Annotated in this window: 12 protein-coding genes; 10 read left to right on the plus strand and 2 right to left on the minus strand. The window is 47.0% G+C overall.

The window, feature by feature from the left end; translation table 11 throughout:
- Positions 1-1,457: 1,457 nt before the first annotated feature.
- The 7 genes from ACFRAM_RS17840 to ACFRAM_RS17870 are packed head-to-tail and all read left to right on the plus strand — an operon-like array spanning position 1,458 to position 8,639.
- Positions 1,458-3,077 (plus strand): ABC transporter substrate-binding protein, encoded by a 1,620-nt coding sequence (locus ACFRAM_RS17840; protein WP_379467008.1) that lies wholly within the window; start codon positions 1,458-1,460, stop codon positions 3,075-3,077.
- Positions 3,074-4,063, plus strand: a complete 990-nt coding sequence (locus tag ACFRAM_RS17845) for an ABC transporter permease (protein WP_379467009.1) — start codon at positions 3,074-3,076, stop codon at positions 4,061-4,063. Before ACFRAM_RS17840 ends, ACFRAM_RS17845 begins: the two co-directional genes overlap by 4 nt.
- Positions 4,060-4,914, plus strand: coding sequence for an ABC transporter permease (locus tag ACFRAM_RS17850; RefSeq protein ID WP_379467010.1), 855 nt, complete (start codon positions 4,060-4,062; stop codon positions 4,912-4,914). Before ACFRAM_RS17845 ends, ACFRAM_RS17850 begins: the two co-directional genes overlap by 4 nt.
- Positions 4,911-5,672: an ABC transporter ATP-binding protein gene (locus ACFRAM_RS17855; RefSeq protein WP_379467011.1), complete on the plus strand. Its 762-nt coding sequence runs from the start codon at positions 4,911-4,913 to the stop codon at positions 5,670-5,672. The genes ACFRAM_RS17850 and ACFRAM_RS17855 overlap by 4 nt, the downstream gene beginning before the upstream one ends.
- Positions 5,669-6,442 (plus strand): ABC transporter ATP-binding protein, encoded by a 774-nt coding sequence (locus ACFRAM_RS17860; protein ID WP_379467012.1) that lies wholly within the window; start codon positions 5,669-5,671, stop codon positions 6,440-6,442. Before ACFRAM_RS17855 ends, ACFRAM_RS17860 begins: the two co-directional genes overlap by 4 nt.
- Positions 6,439-7,503 (plus strand): aminotransferase class V-fold PLP-dependent enzyme, encoded by a 1,065-nt coding sequence (locus ACFRAM_RS17865; protein WP_379467013.1) that lies wholly within the window; start codon positions 6,439-6,441, stop codon positions 7,501-7,503. The genes ACFRAM_RS17860 and ACFRAM_RS17865 overlap by 4 nt, the downstream gene beginning before the upstream one ends.
- Positions 7,500-8,639 carry an amidohydrolase family protein gene (locus tag ACFRAM_RS17870; RefSeq protein WP_379467014.1) on the plus strand — a complete coding sequence of 380 codons (1,140 nt, stop codon included), beginning with the start codon at positions 7,500-7,502 and terminating at the stop codon, positions 8,637-8,639. The genes ACFRAM_RS17865 and ACFRAM_RS17870 overlap by 4 nt, the downstream gene beginning before the upstream one ends.
- A gap of 61 nt (positions 8,640-8,700) precedes the next feature.
- Here ACFRAM_RS17870 and ACFRAM_RS17875 read toward each other — a convergent pair whose 3' ends face one another.
- Together ACFRAM_RS17875 and ACFRAM_RS17880 are read right to left on the minus strand one after the other, a co-directional pair.
- The gene (locus ACFRAM_RS17875) at positions 8,701-9,420 is read right to left on the minus strand and encodes an SDR family NAD(P)-dependent oxidoreductase (protein ID WP_379467015.1); all 720 of its coding nucleotides are present in this window, start codon (positions 9,418-9,420) and stop codon (positions 8,701-8,703) included.
- Between the two features lie 362 nt (positions 9,421-9,782).
- Positions 9,783-11,858 (minus strand): serine hydrolase domain-containing protein, encoded by a 2,076-nt coding sequence (locus tag ACFRAM_RS17880; protein ID WP_379467016.1) that lies wholly within the window; start codon positions 11,856-11,858, stop codon positions 9,783-9,785.
- A 337-nt stretch (positions 11,859-12,195) separates the two neighbouring features.
- Between ACFRAM_RS17880 and ACFRAM_RS17885 the strand changes: the two genes are divergently transcribed.
- The 3 genes from ACFRAM_RS17885 to ACFRAM_RS17895 all read left to right on the plus strand — a co-directional run bounded on the left by ACFRAM_RS17885 (position 12,196) and on the right by ACFRAM_RS17895 (position 16,487).
- Positions 12,196-14,982, plus strand: coding sequence for a glycoside hydrolase family 3 C-terminal domain-containing protein (locus tag ACFRAM_RS17885; protein ID WP_379467017.1), 2,787 nt, complete (start codon positions 12,196-12,198; stop codon positions 14,980-14,982).
- A 63-nt stretch (positions 14,983-15,045) separates the two neighbouring features.
- Entirely contained in the window at positions 15,046-15,234 is a 189-nt protein-coding gene (locus ACFRAM_RS17890) for a hypothetical protein (RefSeq protein ID WP_175372072.1), read from the plus strand.
- Between the two features lie 239 nt (positions 15,235-15,473).
- Positions 15,474-16,487, plus strand: coding sequence for a LacI family DNA-binding transcriptional regulator (locus ACFRAM_RS17895; RefSeq protein WP_175372071.1), 1,014 nt, complete (start codon positions 15,474-15,476; stop codon positions 16,485-16,487).
- The last annotated feature ends 81 nt before the right edge of the window (positions 16,488-16,568 follow it).

Raw genomic sequence — 16,568 nt, forward strand, 5'->3', positions numbered from 1 at the left:
CCTATTTTTTGACTTCCTGCATTTCCCTCTCATTATACTTTCCTATTTCGCTAAAAATATAAAATTGAATAGAAAATCGAGGGCTAGTCCTTACGTGAGTGTCGTTATTCTCGTTAGGATAATGCTATATGCTTAACTCGGAGAGGAGATGAATGGATTGGAACTTAAATCAATAAATATCGCTGTTGAATTGTCCAAGCTTAGCAAAGATGATCTGATAAACTTGCTTGTCAACTTTTCTGAAGAACCTTGATAAAGCGTTGCAACTAGCTAAACAAGGAGAAAAAAGGATAGAGCAAACAGATTTCCTGGTTTAGTGGACGAGTGGAAGGCTTATCAATATGATATCTATGGACTTACTAATCAGTTAGAGAAGCAAATCGAAATTGCCGTATCATCGAATCGGAAATAGAATCAAACAGTGTGTGGGATGATGCGTTATTTTATCAAGGCCGGTGGGAAACTTCAAGCACACTTGAGCGACCCGGCTTTTCCTGCCCCTGGCCTTCCTTGCTATCCATATTAACGACGTCCGGTGCTTCTGGGTGTTATTTTGCTGATAGAACTGCTTGGCTGCAATTCGCAATGTTCTTCTCAGCAATAATGCGGATGAACGAGTTCTCTTCGAACGGAATCCCCTGCGTAAGACTCGCAGCGTATCTTTGTAGACCTCAACATTTTCGGATGGAGGTACTAGGGCGAATAAATTTAACGAGGAGTCCTTGAATCCGTAGGTTTCAAACATCCAGGGGGCGACATCTGTCTGATGAATAATATCTTCTGGTGTGATTAACGGAGTAATTTCAGTGGCGGTGTCAAAGTCAGGATTCCACAGAGCAACAGCTGCTGGATTCGATTATAGGTTGGAATGATAATACTGTACCGAATAGCCAGTGTGATCTCCCCCCACCGTGTAGTTAAACGCCCTTGAAGACATAAATAATAATAATATATTCAAGGACTTTAGCCTGGTCTGGACAAACGCCTTTGGGGAGGGAAATGGGCTTGAGGTGAATATAAGCACACAAATATCCGAGTCTATGGAGGCTAGGAAGAGGAAACTGTCTGAAGGTGTCTTATTTATTGCTTTTCCAATCCGCTGTGCTAAAATATGCAATTATGTTATAAAGTTATAAATGATGAGAAGATATGAAGCGCTTATACGCTATTGAGTTCATAGTAGACGTTGCAAAAGGCGAATGTTCCCTTGAACAGATAACGAGTATCCTTCGGGAGTATTCAGTACACAATAATTAGTAAAGACACCCTGATGGGTACCTGTTTTCATATAGCGGGCTGCGTAACTATAGGTGGTTAGATGCTAACCTAAAACGCTACAACGAGTAGGGTTTAGCACCTTTTTTTGGGATTTAATTTTGTTTGACAGAAGGGGTACATTCATACATAATCTATTCATACTAAGCGCATATGTTTTACTGCATAAGAGGGGGATTGACATGTCAAAGTTTAATGCATTTCAAAGAAAGACGTTCTGGGTTGGATCTTTAGTGGTTCTGTTAATGGTTGTTCTGGCAGGATGCTCCGGATCAAAGAATGATTCGGCTCAAAATACAGGTACTAATCAAAGCGCGAACCAAGGCACGGATACAAGTAAGAATACGGAACCGCCGGCAACAGGTGGAACGTTTACCTATGGACGTCCGGCTTCTGTTACCTCGTTTGACCTGCACAATCAGATTACTGCAAATAACGCTTTTGCGATAGATAAAGTTTTTGAGCCGCTGGTTGCGTTTGATAGTGAAGGAAAGATTATGGATTGGCTGGCCAAGTCACATACAATTAGTACAGATGGTTTAACCTATACTTTTGTTTTGCGTGATGGGCTGAAATTCTCTAACGGAACTGAAGTGACTGCAGAGGATGCAGTGTTCTCCATTCAGCGTCATTTGACTGTGGGTGGACCTCTGGCTATCGCGGCACAGGTTGCTTCTCTTAAGGCCGAAGATGCCAAAACGTTAGTAATTACACTAAAAGAGCCTTACACGCCATTTATTTCGGAGCTGACGAATTTTTCCAACGGTATTCTGCCTAACAAATTTGGTGGTGTCACTGAGGAAGAATTCTTTAAGAAGCCTATAGGTACTGGTCCATTTGTTGTTGAAAAGTGGGACCCAGCGGGTGATCTGACGTTCAGCAAAAATCCAAACTACTGGCAGGAAGGCAAGCCATACATCGATAAGCTTGTTTACAAGCTGATTGAAGATGATAGCCAAGCAATCAACCAGCTTAAAGCTGGTGAGGTAGATGGTATTGAGACGCTTGCGCTTGGGAATGCCAATGAAGTGAAACAAGGCCCTGATACGACAGTAGCGACTAACGGCAGCTGGGTAACGGAGCAGTTGTTCTTCAATACACTCGATAAACATTTCTCTGATATCCATGTTCGTCGTGCCCTGGCGTTGGCCCTGGATCGTGACGGATTGACCAAGGCGCTTACCTTCGGTTATGCGCAAGTGGCGAATTCGCTATTGCCACCAGCCATCCCTTATAACACTAACGATACGATTAAAGCGCTCAACCATGATGAGGCTGCAGCTAAAGCAGAGCTTGCCAAGTCGAAGTTCCCTGATGGCTTCACTACGAAGCTGCTGGTTGCTTCCGGAAACAGTACAAGAGCGCAAGAGGCACAAATCATTCAGGCCGCTGCTAAAACCATCGGCATCAATATTGAGATTGAATCGGTTGAGCTAGCTTCATTCCGTGAGCGTTTCTTTGCTTATGATTTCTCGGCTATGCTTAACAGTGGTCAGGCAGATTCCCCTGAAGCCAATTCGATCCTTGCCTTCCAAACCGATCCGAACGGTTTCAGCAAGTCTTATTGGACGCATTACACGAATGATGAAGTGACCAAACTTCTGATCGAAGGCCAAAAAACACTCGATGGGGCAGAACGTGGAGATATTTACGCCAAGCTTCAACAGATTCTTGCTGATGAAGTGCCTTACATTCCACTGTACTATCCAGATATTATTACTGGTGTACGTTCTTCCGTAGAAGGTCTGGTTGTTCTTCCTAACGGCAGTCTTCGCTTTGAAGATGTTCGTATTAAAAAATGATTAAATCTAACAGTCTATTCAAAAAAATTGCCGACAACGATTCACCGCGCAGGTGGCTCGTGCTCGCTCTCATAAGAGCGGCAGCCGTTATCACCTGTGTGGTGGCGGCTGTCTTTTTCCTTATCCGGATTGTACCGGGAGATCCTGCCAAAATGATCCTGGGGGAACACAGCACGCCTGAAGCTATCCAAGCCTTGCACCATTCGCTTGGGCTGGATCTCCCGCTATGGGAGCAGTTCACCCGATTTGTACAAAATCTTTTCACACACGGCGATACCGGGGCTTCGATTGCTTGGGGAACGTCGACTAGAGAGCTGATTACGGAGCGCGCTCCGGTTACACTCTTGCTGATTGTAATGGCCAGTGTATTGGCGATACTAGTGGCGCTTGTGCTAGCTACGCTTGCAGCGACGAATAAAGACAGACTGCTGGATCATCTGATACGTATCTTTCCAACGATCACGCTCGGTATGCCGGTCTTTTGGGTAGGCTTATTGTTGATTTTGTTCCTGAGCGTTCGGCTGGGCTGGTTCCCGGTGGGGGGAGTTGGGGAAGGGGTTGCTGGAACCTTATACAGCCTCACACTTCCTGCGATTACCGTTGCCTTTTCACAAATTCCTACCCTTGTGCGTTCACTAAGAGCGCAGATGCTGGAAGTGCTGGAATCGGATTTTGTAGTCACCTTAAAAGCGGCGGGGATCCCTAACCGGGTGATCCTGACCAAGCATGTTCTGCGCAATTCTGCGCTGCCCACGCTGATGCTGCTTGGCGTAAACATTTCTTATCTGATCGGCGGCACCTTGGTCGTTGAACAGGTGTTTGGCATCAAGGGCATAGGCAGTCTGCTATTCTCAGCGATTTCCAAACGGGATTTTCCGGTCATCCAAGGAATAGCTCTGTACTGTGCGATATCTGTGGTCATCATCAGTCTCCTGATCGAGATATCCTCCTGGCTGCTTGATCCCAGGACGAAAGGAAAACAATGAATACTACACTACTGGACCTACAGCAAGAGAATCAAGGTGTCCTAAAAAGAATACTGAACACACCATCTCTGCTTGTGGGGAGCATTATGTTCTTACTCCTCATAGGCGTAGCTGTGTTTGCACCGTTCATTACTCCCTTTGACCCTTCCGAGCAGAATCTGTATGCCATTTTGCAGCCTCCTTCCTCGGAGCATTGGCTGGGAACAGACCAACTGGGGCGCGATTTGTTTACTAGGCTGATCTATGCCGCACGGACGGATTTAAAAATCATGGTGCTGGCGGAGATCATCCCTTTTTGCACAGGTATCTTTCTAGGGATGCTGGCAGGGTATTACGGCAAATGGGTAGACACTGTTATTTCATTAGTGACGGATACCTTTATTGCCTTTCCCTTCTATTTGATTGTTATTATCGTGGCCTTTGCCAGTGGCGCGGGTCAAAAGGGGATATACATCACCTTTATTTTGGTGGGCTGGATCGTCTTTGCCCGTGTAACAAGAGGTCTTAGCGCATCGTTCCGCAAGCAGGAATGGGTCGCTTCCGCGCAGACGATGGGGATTCCAGGGGTGAAAATCATTCTGCGGCATCTTTTGCCCAATGTGTTGCCTCAAGCCGTGGTTGTATTAATGACCGATATGGTTGGTTTGCTCGTGGCGATCGTTACATTAGGTTATCTGGGTATCGGCATTGCGCCGCCAACCCCGGATTGGGGAACGATGATATCGGATGGACAATCCTTCATAACTACAGCCTGGTGGCTGTCAGCCGTTCCAGGCATTGCGGTTGTATACACAGGGATCGCGTTATCCCTTGTGGGTGATGGCCTGGCAGACCTATGGAGGAGAAAATGATGGCTACGAATCCTATTTTAGAAATAGAAAATCTCTCGCTCGCTACGTCCGCAGGCAAATCATTGGTCACCAATGTGAATTTCTCTCTTGGAAAGGGCGAAAGCTTGGGACTGGTCGGTGAATCGGGCTCTGGCAAATCACTGACCTTGCGCTCTATCTTAGGTTTACTTCCGCGCGGGGTGGAGCAAGTGGGTGGAGCCATCCGGAGTGATGTCAGAAGCGCCATGATCTTTCAAGATCCGAGAGGCGCTCTGGACCCGCTTTGTCCGGTGGTTAGGCAGCTTGCCGAGGTAGTGTACTACAGACAGAACGTAAGCCGGAAGGCTTCCCGCACCATTGCGCTGGAGTTACTGGAGATGCTCGGACTTCCAGATTCCCTGAAGCAGAAGGACCGGTACCCGAGCCAACTGTCAGGGGGTCAATGCCAGCGTATTGTCATCGCCATGGCTTTAGCTTGCAAGCCGGGTATCCTCCTGTGTGATGAGCCGACGACTGCGCTTGATGTTACTGTTCAGAAGCAAATCATTGACACGATTACGCGTCTGCAACAGGAACTGGGTTTTGCCATGGTTTTTGTTACGCATAATCTGGCGATTGCTTCTACGATGTGTTCTACGCTGTGCGTGATGAAAGAGGGGCAGATCGTCGAACGCGGCGAATCGTTGAGTCTTCTGCAAAACCCGCAACATTCCTATACGCAGATGCTGATCAATTCGGTGCTTCCTTTGCCGGAGCTTGAAAGGGGTGCGGGTGTATGAAGACGGCCTTGCAGATAGAAGATTTAACAGTGAAGTATGGTGAGTTCACCGCGCTGGATAAAGTAAGCTTAGCAATACAACCGCACACTACTCTCGGTCTCGTAGGAGAATCGGGTTCAGGAAAATCTACGCTCGCGCGAGTCATCGCGGGGCTGATTGCTCCAAGTGACGGACAAGTTTTGCTGGGTTCGCAAGTTTTAGGTAAGAAACGTAGCCGGGAACAGCATAAGGATATTCAAATGATCTTTCAGAACCCGGATTCCTCGCTCAATCCGAAGCATACGATCCGACAGATCCTTTCCGAAGGGCTGTTATTTCACAAAATTGTAGATCGTGCGGGAGTGGATCAACGCTGCAAGGAACTTCTGGCGCGTGTTCATCTTGACCAAAGAGCTCTTGGTCGATACCCGCATCAATTCTCTGGTGGTCAGCGTCAGCGGATTGCGATCGCCCGTGCCTTAAGCGTGGAGCCAAGTGTGATTATCGCGGATGAACCTACGAGCGCACTGGATGTTTCAGTACAACGGAGTATGCTTGAACTCTTTAGTACGCTCAAATCGGAGCTTAATCTTACGATGCTGTTCATCTCGCATGACCTGGGCGTAATCCATGCAATAAGCGATATTGTAGCTGTTATGAAGCAGGGGCAACTTGTGGAGGTTAATCCCAAGGATCAATTCTTTTCCCGTCCTGAAACGTCCTATAGCCGCGAACTATTGTCCGCTGTTCCCAAAATGCCAATATCCATTACAACAGGAGGTTTGTCATGAATCAAGTTCATAAAGGATATTCGCCACTTACGATTTCAGAGTTCGATACGCTCACGGGGTTGCTCTCCAGACTCCTATCCACACAACAATCCCCGGTTATCATTCCGGGCGAGGCCATCTTGGGCATCGAGGCCATCGCAGCAGGCATCTCTGCTCCTGGTCGTAAGATTCTGAACGTTGTGACCGGTCCGTATGGAGATATTTTCGGAAAATGGCTGGAGCGCGGCGGCGCAGAAGTTATTGAGGTTAAAGTACCTTTTGACGAAGTAGCCACTGTAGATGTAGTCGCTGCAGCGATTGAACGCCACAAACCGTGCGCTATTTCCTTTGTTCAGGGAGAAGCGGTCACAGGGGGTTCTAATCCGACCAAAGAAATACTGGAGATCGCGCGTCAATCTAACCTAATCACCGTGATCGATTCCGTGTCAGCCGTCGGGGCTGAACCGGTGCTTATGGACGAGTGGAGCATTGATTTTGTAGCGATTGGTGCGCAAAAAGGGCTGGCTGGACCTAACGGGGTCAGCGCTGTAGGTGTCTCCCAGCGTGGCTGGGCGCTCCTGGAGTCTAACGAACGAGCACCGCGCAATTCTATTCTATCGTTACTTGATCTTAAACGTCCTGATAACAGCACGACTCCCGTGCGTGTTCCGGCCAATATTCCTACGTTAGAAGCCAGGGATCTTATTGTATCTTTAGAGCTTATTGAACAAGAGGGCTTAGAGGCGGTCAACTACCGCCATCAGTTAGCGTCATCGGCTATGATTGCTGGCGTCCATGCTTTGGAGCTAGAACCGTGGCAAAGAAATAGCAATGGATACTCCTCGTTGACTACAACGGTACGGGTTCCTGAAGGCAGTAATCTTCATATCGACAAGCCGATTGGAATTGTGGCTCCTGGAGATGGAGAACTGCATGATAAGCTTTGGCGCATTAATCATTTTGGAGCAAATGCCAGTCAGCAGGGTGTTGAACAAGCGCTTGTTACGCTGGCAGGATTTGTGCAAAAAGATCCTTCCAAGGCCATTGCCGCCCAAAAGGCCATTTGGGAGAATGCCAAATGACCAATGTAACCCAACAGGACCAGACCTTTAATAATATTTTTATTGCAGGGACCCCGGGCAAACGATTTGATATCACAGTACGTGGCGGTCGTTTCTCGTCCATTGTCGAATCTAATTCCCCTGTTGCTGGGGATGATAACTCAGGCAGCGATTTATGGATAAGTCCTGGTGTCATTGATCTTCATACGCACTTGGCATGGACCGATTTCGATCATGATGACCAGTTGAAGCGTGATGCCTTAGAGGTAGAGGTGCTGCAAGCACAAGCCTTTGAGGCGACACTCCGTACCGGGGTGACTACAGCGCGTGATGCAGGCGGACTTCTGCCAAGTGTAGTGAAGCATATAGCGCAGCATTATAACCAGCCTTTAAGCGTACACACCTGTGGTGATATGCTGGGGGCTGGTGACGCACGGGGGATTAAGCACCTGGAACAGCGGATAACGGATATCATTCATTCCGGGGCAAGCTGGATTAAGATTCTGGCCACGGGCGGACTGGGGGCATCTCCGGATACAGTGCTGAACCCAGCGTTCTCAGAGGAAGAATTCGCTTATATTGTGCGTACTGCCCATGCGCAGGGCGCTAAAGTATTGGTTCATACTTGGGGTGGTCCTACAGTGGACTGGTCTATTGATGCTGGCGTCGAATCTGTAGAACATGGAATGTATTTGACGGAGGCACAAGCATATCGGCTTGCTCAGTCTAAGACAGCGTTCGTACCTACGGCTTCGATCTATCGGATTGCCGCAGATCCTTTCGGTGTACTTGGCCTGCCTGAGGTCATTCGTGATCGGGCCGCACGTGCTGCCGCAGCTCATCCGCAAGCGATCAGCTATGCGAAAAGTGCAGGTGTACGCATTGGCTTCGGTACCGATTATGCAACACCTGCTCTCCATGGGCACAACCTCGACGAGTTGGATGTGTTAATTGACTGTGGTTTAACTCACGAGGAAGCATGGCAGGCGGCCACATCGTCCGCCGCCGACATTCTGGGATATGGTGATAGCTTGGGACGTATCCAAGAAGGCTTCATTGCTGATGCCATTCTTTTTAATGCAGATCCGTATCAGTTGCCAAGCGCAAAAGACGTACAGAGAAGTATTGTGTCTGTTATTAAGGCGCCCGTGACTTAGGTTCATAAATAATAGATACAGAAGAAGCTCCTTGGACAATCCCAAGGAGCTTCTTCGTGCATTATGCATTCGTATCCAGCATGGCAGGTATATGAATCTCTTTCACACATGACGCTTTAGATAGCGTAATTACACATTTTACGAGCGAAACGATATCTTGGACTGGAATCCTGGCGCCATCATACAATGCAATCGCTTTGTCCGCACCTTCCTCGTAAGGAATTTCTGCGGCAATTTCTCCGGGATTGATACAGGTGACGGGGATACCGTATTTCCTGGTATGTTCACGTAAAGCACTGCCAATCCCCCGTAATCCGAATTTGGACGCCACAAAAGTCACTTGATCATTATTCGTGTGATCGAGTCCAGCGGTGGAACCGATGAGGATGATTTTGCCGTTATCTGATTGCTTCAGGTTGGGTAGCAGCTTCTGAATGCAGGTAATGGGTGAGGATAGATTGACCTGAATCATCTTAATGATCTCCGCAGGATCATCTTGCTCAAAATTGTACTGCTCTGTAAAGCCTTCCTTTTCCCAAAGTCCCACATTGTAGATCAATACATCCAGTGGCTCTCCTGCTATCTCAGAAGCGATCTTCTCAGCTGAAGAAGATAAGGATAAATCAGCCTCAATCCAATAACGCGTAATACCGTCGTTCAAGTCTACACTTGGAGGCCGGGTTCTGGAGACGATCCAGACACGGTCACCGTTCTCTGGCAGGCCTTTTACGAAGGCGTCTCCCAAACCTTGGCTCGCTCCAAAAATTATGAAATTTTTCATATGCCCTCCTGAGTTGAAAAATAATCTAATACACTTATCCACTTGGAAAGTTGTTTATAAAATACTTCATAGGAGGGACTTTGTAAACAAATATGTTTATAAAGTTCGATGATTACAAAAAAGCGGCCCGAATGGGTCGCTTCGCTATCTCTATAAATAGTCTCTGGCAGAGTTCATAGCCTTGATTCATATCGAAGGCTGAGAAGGGTAGAGACGTTTTCTTTTACGCTGTTTCTCTAATAAAGTCTTCATGATTTTCTGAACCTCTTTAGTTTGTGGTGTGGCAAGTGTGGGATGGGCGAGGTTGTTTGCTTTCAATTCAGCCCCCTGGAAAAGGAGGCTTACAAGATATTCTCCTGCTTCTATTTCAACGAAATTTCAAACTTCGCACCGGCGTCACCGGCGAATACAATGGTGCCGTTCTTCGGCAATACAACTTCATTTTTACCACTGACTGCGGTATCGTTCACGCACATGCCTGCTTCATCATATACGATAACTGCGCTATTTTTAGGCAGCTTGACGGATAGAATTTTCCCTTTGGCAGTAGCAGGTATGGTGAACCATCTCGCAAGGCCGTCTGCTTGGATGGTGGCTGTGGATTGTTTCCCAGCATAGAGAGGCTTCAAGATCTCTGCGCCAGCATACAAGTAACCGCCTGTTGTCTTGACATACTCAATGCCATCCTTCGTAAAGAAGTTGAATTCCATGCTATCTCTACCTGCTATAGTGGGAATTTGCAGCTGGCTGATTGCTTTGTTAGCATCAACGATTTTATTATTAACGATATAGCCAGGAGCTTCTTTGCTTGTCACAATTGGAAAAGCAGGCAAACCCGAGAAGTAGGATATCGATGAGTATTTCTCGTTCATCATGTAATACATCTTGCCCTCGCGTTTGTTCCAGGCAGCAGCTACATCTTTGGATAATGGATTGGCTTCGAGCTTTTCAGCGGTGTATTCAGAGAATACAGTCTGCCCAAGCCCAGGTACGGATACATATGCGCTGGACCACAAATAAGTGCGCCCATTCTTCTCGACAACAAATTTGAACTTTTCCGTACCATCTTCACTTTTAAAAGAACCATCCGCAGTATACACATACTTTTGGCCAGGATCGCCCGGGTATAGAAGCGAGGTCAGTACCATCTCACCAGATGGATTGATCGCTATCTTCATCAATGAATTAGAGGCGCCATAAATGCCTGCATAACGGGACATGTCTTGTGGCATTTTTGCCTTCACAGGGATGCCGTGCGATTTCTCTGCCGTCTGTTCTTTAATTACACCCTTCGCTTGCAGTGCGCTAAGCAGTATTTCATTCGCGAGCAATTGATCAGTTGTGCTGGAGCCGCCGGATGAGGTCACAGCCGCAGCCAAATTATACTCTGGAAGCACGACCAATGATGAATGGAACAGAGTCGTATCTCCCCCTTTGGTCAGCGCCTGAATACCATAATTATTAAATGGGAAGAGGTCTACGCTATCCCAGCCTAGTCCGTAGGCGAAGGTCGCATCGGTATTTTTCGGCCACATCCCTTTTTTATATTCTGCTTCGGCCATAGCTTTGACGGATTGGACAGAAAGGATGCCTTCCACTTGACCCGTGAAAATCTGCGAGAATTTCACCAAATCCTCAGCCGTGGAGCGAATCCCTCCAGTTCCGATGACATTGTAATTCTCTAAAGGGAGTGGGGTCTGTGAAGAATCAATGAAGGTCCCGGCCATTTTGGCTTTGTCTATTGGATCTATAGGCGTTTTCGTGTTCTTCATCCCTAAAGGCTCCGTAAAATTCTTGTGTATAAATGTCGTAAAGTCCAACCCACTAACTCGCTCCACGAGGATTTCAGCTAGTGTGAAGCCGTCGTTGGAATAGACCGAGAATGCTCCCGGGTCTGCTTTTAAGCTTTGGGTGGCCAATTGCGCTAATAGATTATCGTGGGCATAGGTATCGTTATCATTGAACAATAGCGCCCGGTTAAAAGAGGAACCTTCAATACCGGCAGAATGATTCAGCAGCATACGCGGCGTAATCTGCCCGTAACGGGCATCTTTCATTGTAAAGTCAGGAATATATCCCGTAAGCGGTTGGTCCAGATCTAGCTTGCCTTCATCCACCAGCTTCATCACAGCAGCGGCTACAAACATTTTGCTGGTTGATCCTATGCCGTAGATCGTTTCGGAGGTTAGCGGTACATTCTTTGCTAGCTGATTTTTGCCAGAATGTCCGGAGATAACAATGTTCCCTTGGTCAATCAGCGCATATTGCAGGCTTGTGGTACCGTAGGTATCAGTTAGTAGTGCCGCCTTCTCTACAGCTAATTTCTGAGTAGATGCATAGTTAGGTTTATTACTGCTGCTATCGGCCATTACACTCAGCGGAGTTAGCAGTGATAGCGCGAGTGTCGTGCTTAAGATCACAAATTGTTTTCCTCTCATGCTCATTACCCTCTCTCTGTTCATTTCTATATGTTTGTTCTGTGGTGTTGTGTCAGCATAATAGCGTGAGATGAATTCCACATAAACGTAACTTGAACAGAATCTTAACTGGAACTGGAAGCACGAATTTCTTTGTGATGGAGCGGTTCAATTTACAATTTGTGGTTGGTAAGGCATGTAGAGTTTCATTTATAGTTCACAAACAGTAGGATTTGCTTGAATATTGATTTTGTTTTTTGCCAGCGGGACTTGTATATTAGTAGCATAGCCTCTATTCTTGAAAGAGCTTCATATTAGAGATATAGAGAATAGGAAATGACATTCAGGAGGAAAGAATTTGAGTACACAAAACGTGGGAATTCCATTGGAAGGTTTTGCTGAATTTAGCCGGACGGTAGCCGCAGAAGGCGCTGTTCTATTGAAAAATGATCATCAGGTGCTTCCGCTTCGCAGCGGCGACAATGTTGCTGTATTTGGCAGAACCCAAGTAAATTACTATCGCAGCGGTACTGGTTCGGGCGGAAGTGTTCATGTAGCTTATACGACTAATTTATTGGCAGGCTTGCGCAGTAAAAACGATTTTATTGTCAACGAAGAGCTAGCTGGTGTCTATGAGCGGTGGATTGAGCAGAATCCATTCGATAACGGCGGCGGGGGCTGGGCGGCTGAGCCTTGGCACCAGAAAGAAATGCCTTTGACGGATGCGCTAGTATCCTCGGCCAGAAGCCAATCGAACAAAGCCATCGTGGTTATCGGACGTACCGCAGGTGAAGATCAGGACAATGCTGATGCTCCAGGTAGTTACCAACTAACGGCTGACGAAAAAGAAATGCTGAAGCAGGTCACTGCTCATTTTGAACAAACCGTGGTTGTACTGAACGTATCGAACATCATTGATATGAGCTGGATGAACGATGAAAGCTATGTCCATCCGATTGCAGGCGCAATCTACTCTTGGCAGGGCGGGATGGAAGGCGGTAACGCCATCGCTGACGTACTGAGCGGAGAGGTAACACCGAGCGGTAAATTAACCGATACCATCGCTCATTCGATTAACGACTATCCGTCAACTAGCAACTATGGCAATGAGTTCAAGAACTTTTATCAAGAAGATATCTATGTGGGCTATCGTTATTTCGAGACATTTTGTCCGGAAAAGGTTCACTATGAATTTGGATACGGGATTTCTTATACCACGTTTAATGTTGAGCCGGCGGCAGCTACGCTGACCAGCAAAAACGGTCAAGAGCTTATCGAAATCAACGTAAATGTAACGAATACAGGAGACACTTTTGCCGGAAAAGAAGTCGTGCAGGTCTATTACGAAGCGCCGCAAGGTAAGCTGGGCCAACCGGCCAGAGTATTGTCTGCATTCGGAAAGACTAAAGTCCTTCAACCAGGAGAATCTCAGACTCTATCCATTAGCTTCCCTGTTCACACTATGGCCTCCTACGATGATGCCGGAGTGACCGGACATGCTTCTGCTTATGTACTGGAAGCCGGAACGTACCACATTTATGTGGGAACCAGTGTTAAGAAGCTGGCGAAAGTAAGCGTGCAAGGACAAGATGGCTACGTAGTGGAAGAGCTTCAAGTTGTGGAACAGCTGCAAGAGGCGATGGCTCCTACTGAAAGCTTCACCAGAATGCAACCGGGTACACGTAAGGAAGACGGCTCGTATGATATACTCTATGTAGAGGTGCCTACGCGTAAGATTTCCATGGCGGAACGGATCGAGAAGAATCTTCCGGAGACCTTGGCGCAAACGGGGAATCAAGGCTACAAGCTAAGAGACGTGCTGGACAAGAAAGTCAGCATGGAGACCTTCATTGCCCAGCTCAGCGACGAGGATTTGGCTACCATCGTTAGAGGCGAAGGTATGAGCAGCCCACTGGTTACTCCGGGTACGGCTTCGGCATTCGGGGGAGTTAGTGATCAGTTGTTCAATTACGGAATTCCTGTGGCTTGTACAGCTGACGGACCTTCCGGTATTCGGATGGATAGCGGTCAAAAGGCGACTCAGGTTGCTATCGGTACCTTGCTTGCCGCTACTTGGAATGCTGAACTGGTAGAAGAGCTTTATGTCATGGAAGGCCAGGAATTGTTGAGAAATAATGTAGATGCTTTGCTCGGACCTGGTCTGAATATTCGCCGCAGCCCGCTGAATGGCCGCAACTTCGAATATTTCTCAGAAGATCCGCTGATCTCCGGTGTTTTTGCTGCCGCATGCACTAGCGGGATTATGAAAGGCGGCTCTAACGCCACCCTGAAGCACTTTGCCTGCAACAATCAGGAGAAGCACCGCAGTAAGGTAGATGCGATCGTATCCGAACGTGCCCTGCGTGAGATTTATCTGAAGGGCTTCGAAATCGCCGTGAAGCAAGCGGGTGCCAATTCCATTATGACTTCCTACAACCCGGTTAACGGGCATTGGGCGGCATCCAACTATGATCTGAACACTACAATTCTTCGCGGTGAATGGGGCTTCAAAGGCATCGTAATGACGGACTGGTGGGCGATTATGAACGATGTTGTCCATGGTGGACCTGCGGATCGGAAGAACACGAACTGGATGGTTCGTGCGCAAAACGATCTTTACAAGGTGATTCCTAACTATGGCGCCGAGATCAACGTCTGGGATGATAATACCATAGAATCTCTGGAAAATGGCTCGGTTACCCGGGGAGAGCTTCAACGCTCTGCCATGAATATCTGTGAGTTCATCATGCATGCGCCGGTCTTCTCCAGAAAACATGAGATTAACGAAACCGTGGAAGCCTTTAAGGCTAATCCAGCGCTTTCACCGGAACAGGTACATGTTCTGTCGAACAATGCAGAGGTTAAACCTGCTGTATCCGGACCGACCTTTATCCAAGTGGATACGGCGGCGCAATATCGGATTATTGTTCACATTATGTCACCAGAGTCCGAGTTGGCACAAAGCGCTTGTAATGTAACACTGAACGGTCAGTCTATGACGACTATTCAAACAAATGGTACAGAAGGCAAATGGATCAAGCAAAAGCTTGTGAAGATTGAACTCGAATCCGGTCTGTATGAATTGAAATTGGACTTCGTGAAGCCAGGTCTGCAGATCGACTGGATCGAATTCAAGCAAGTATAGTTACAAAGCACAGAAGCAGTGGAAGTATTGGTTGGTCAAAAATAGGTCGGGAGTGTTGCAGGGATGAGAGGATATAACATCTGGCGTCCGATAATGCTGATCTTGGTCGCACTGGTTACGAGAAGTCTTGTCACTAACCTGGGCGTCATGTTTGGGATGTCGCAAAATTCTGCAAGTAGCGTCGCTGTCATTGTCATGTTGATTGTGGCGTTCACGATGTACAACCGAATGATGAAAAACCGTCGTAGATAAGAAAGCCAGCTCTTGGCTGTATGTGGAATGGTGGAGAGTGTCTAGCAGGGCACTTTCCGATTGAAGAGAAACCCAAGTGATATACTCTTGGGTTTCTCTTTATTTCAGTCAAGCGATTTTGAGGTTAGACATATACTCTTCGGAATCGACAAATTTTTTAGAAAAGAGGATTGTAATGAAAACGGTTTTATGTTAATTTATATTTATATTATAAAAACGTTTTTAGCGAGGGATGCCTTATGGGCAAGATAACCATTAAAGACGTAGCACGAGAAGCAGGCGTCTCTATATCAACAGTGTCTAACGCGCTTAATGATGTGGATGTTCTCAATCCTGAAACCAAGTTACATGTGCTGCAGGTCGCTCAGCGGTTGAATTATGTTCCGAATCTGAACGGCAAGCTGCTGAAGTCTGGAAAGACGCAAATGCTGGGTTTTTTCACCACAAGTGTATCGGGTCCTTATTTCTACAAGCTGGTGGAGTCCATGGCCAGAGAATGCGACCATATGGGGTACGGGCTGAACGTCTTTGTCACCAAGGACAAGCAGGTCATCATGAACAATATCATGGGTCGTCGTGTAGACGGTGTCATTATCTATGAAGAGTTTAAGATCGATGATAATGATATCGCTATTATGGAGAAGGATCGGATCAAGGCTGTGTTTCTGGATCGGGAGATTCAGAGGGAAACCATGGGCAGCGTTATCTTTGACTCGTTTGTGGCAGGGTACGAAACAACCAAATATTTGATCAGCCTGGGGCATAAGAAAATCGCCTACATCTCCGGTGTCGACACGATGTTTGACAGTGTACAGCGGAAGGAAGGCTACCTGGCTGCGCTTCGTGAGTATCAGCTTCCGGTGAAAGAAGAATATATTTTGCAAGGCTTTTTCGAAGAAGAAGCTACATATAACGTTGTGAAGTCGTTCATTCGCTCGAGTTCAGATATTTTGCCCGATGCGTTCCTTGCTGGTAATGATGTAAGCGCCATCGGTTGTATGCAGGCTTTGAAGGCACACGGATATGATGTCCCTAATGATATTAGTGTTGTAGGATTTGATGATATTGACATTGCACAATATTTCTCGCCGCCGCTCACTACCGTACGTAACCAGATTGCTAGGCAAGGCATTCTCGCCATTGACCATTTGGTTCGGTTAATTAAGAAGAAGGAGCAGGGCAGCATTCAGAAGCTTCATGGAGAACTGGTAGTAAGAGGTTCGAGTCAGGTAAAGCTCAATCGAAGAGAATAAAAGCAAGATAGCTGGAATGTTTTCTTCGTTTTTAAAAATGTTATAGATCAAGGGGGATTGTGTTCTCAAGAATAAAAACGT

It is taken from the genome of Paenibacillus sp. NPDC056722 (assembly GCF_042790635.1).
Lineage (GTDB): Bacteria > Bacillota > Bacilli > Paenibacillales > Paenibacillaceae > Paenibacillus_AQ > Paenibacillus_AQ agri.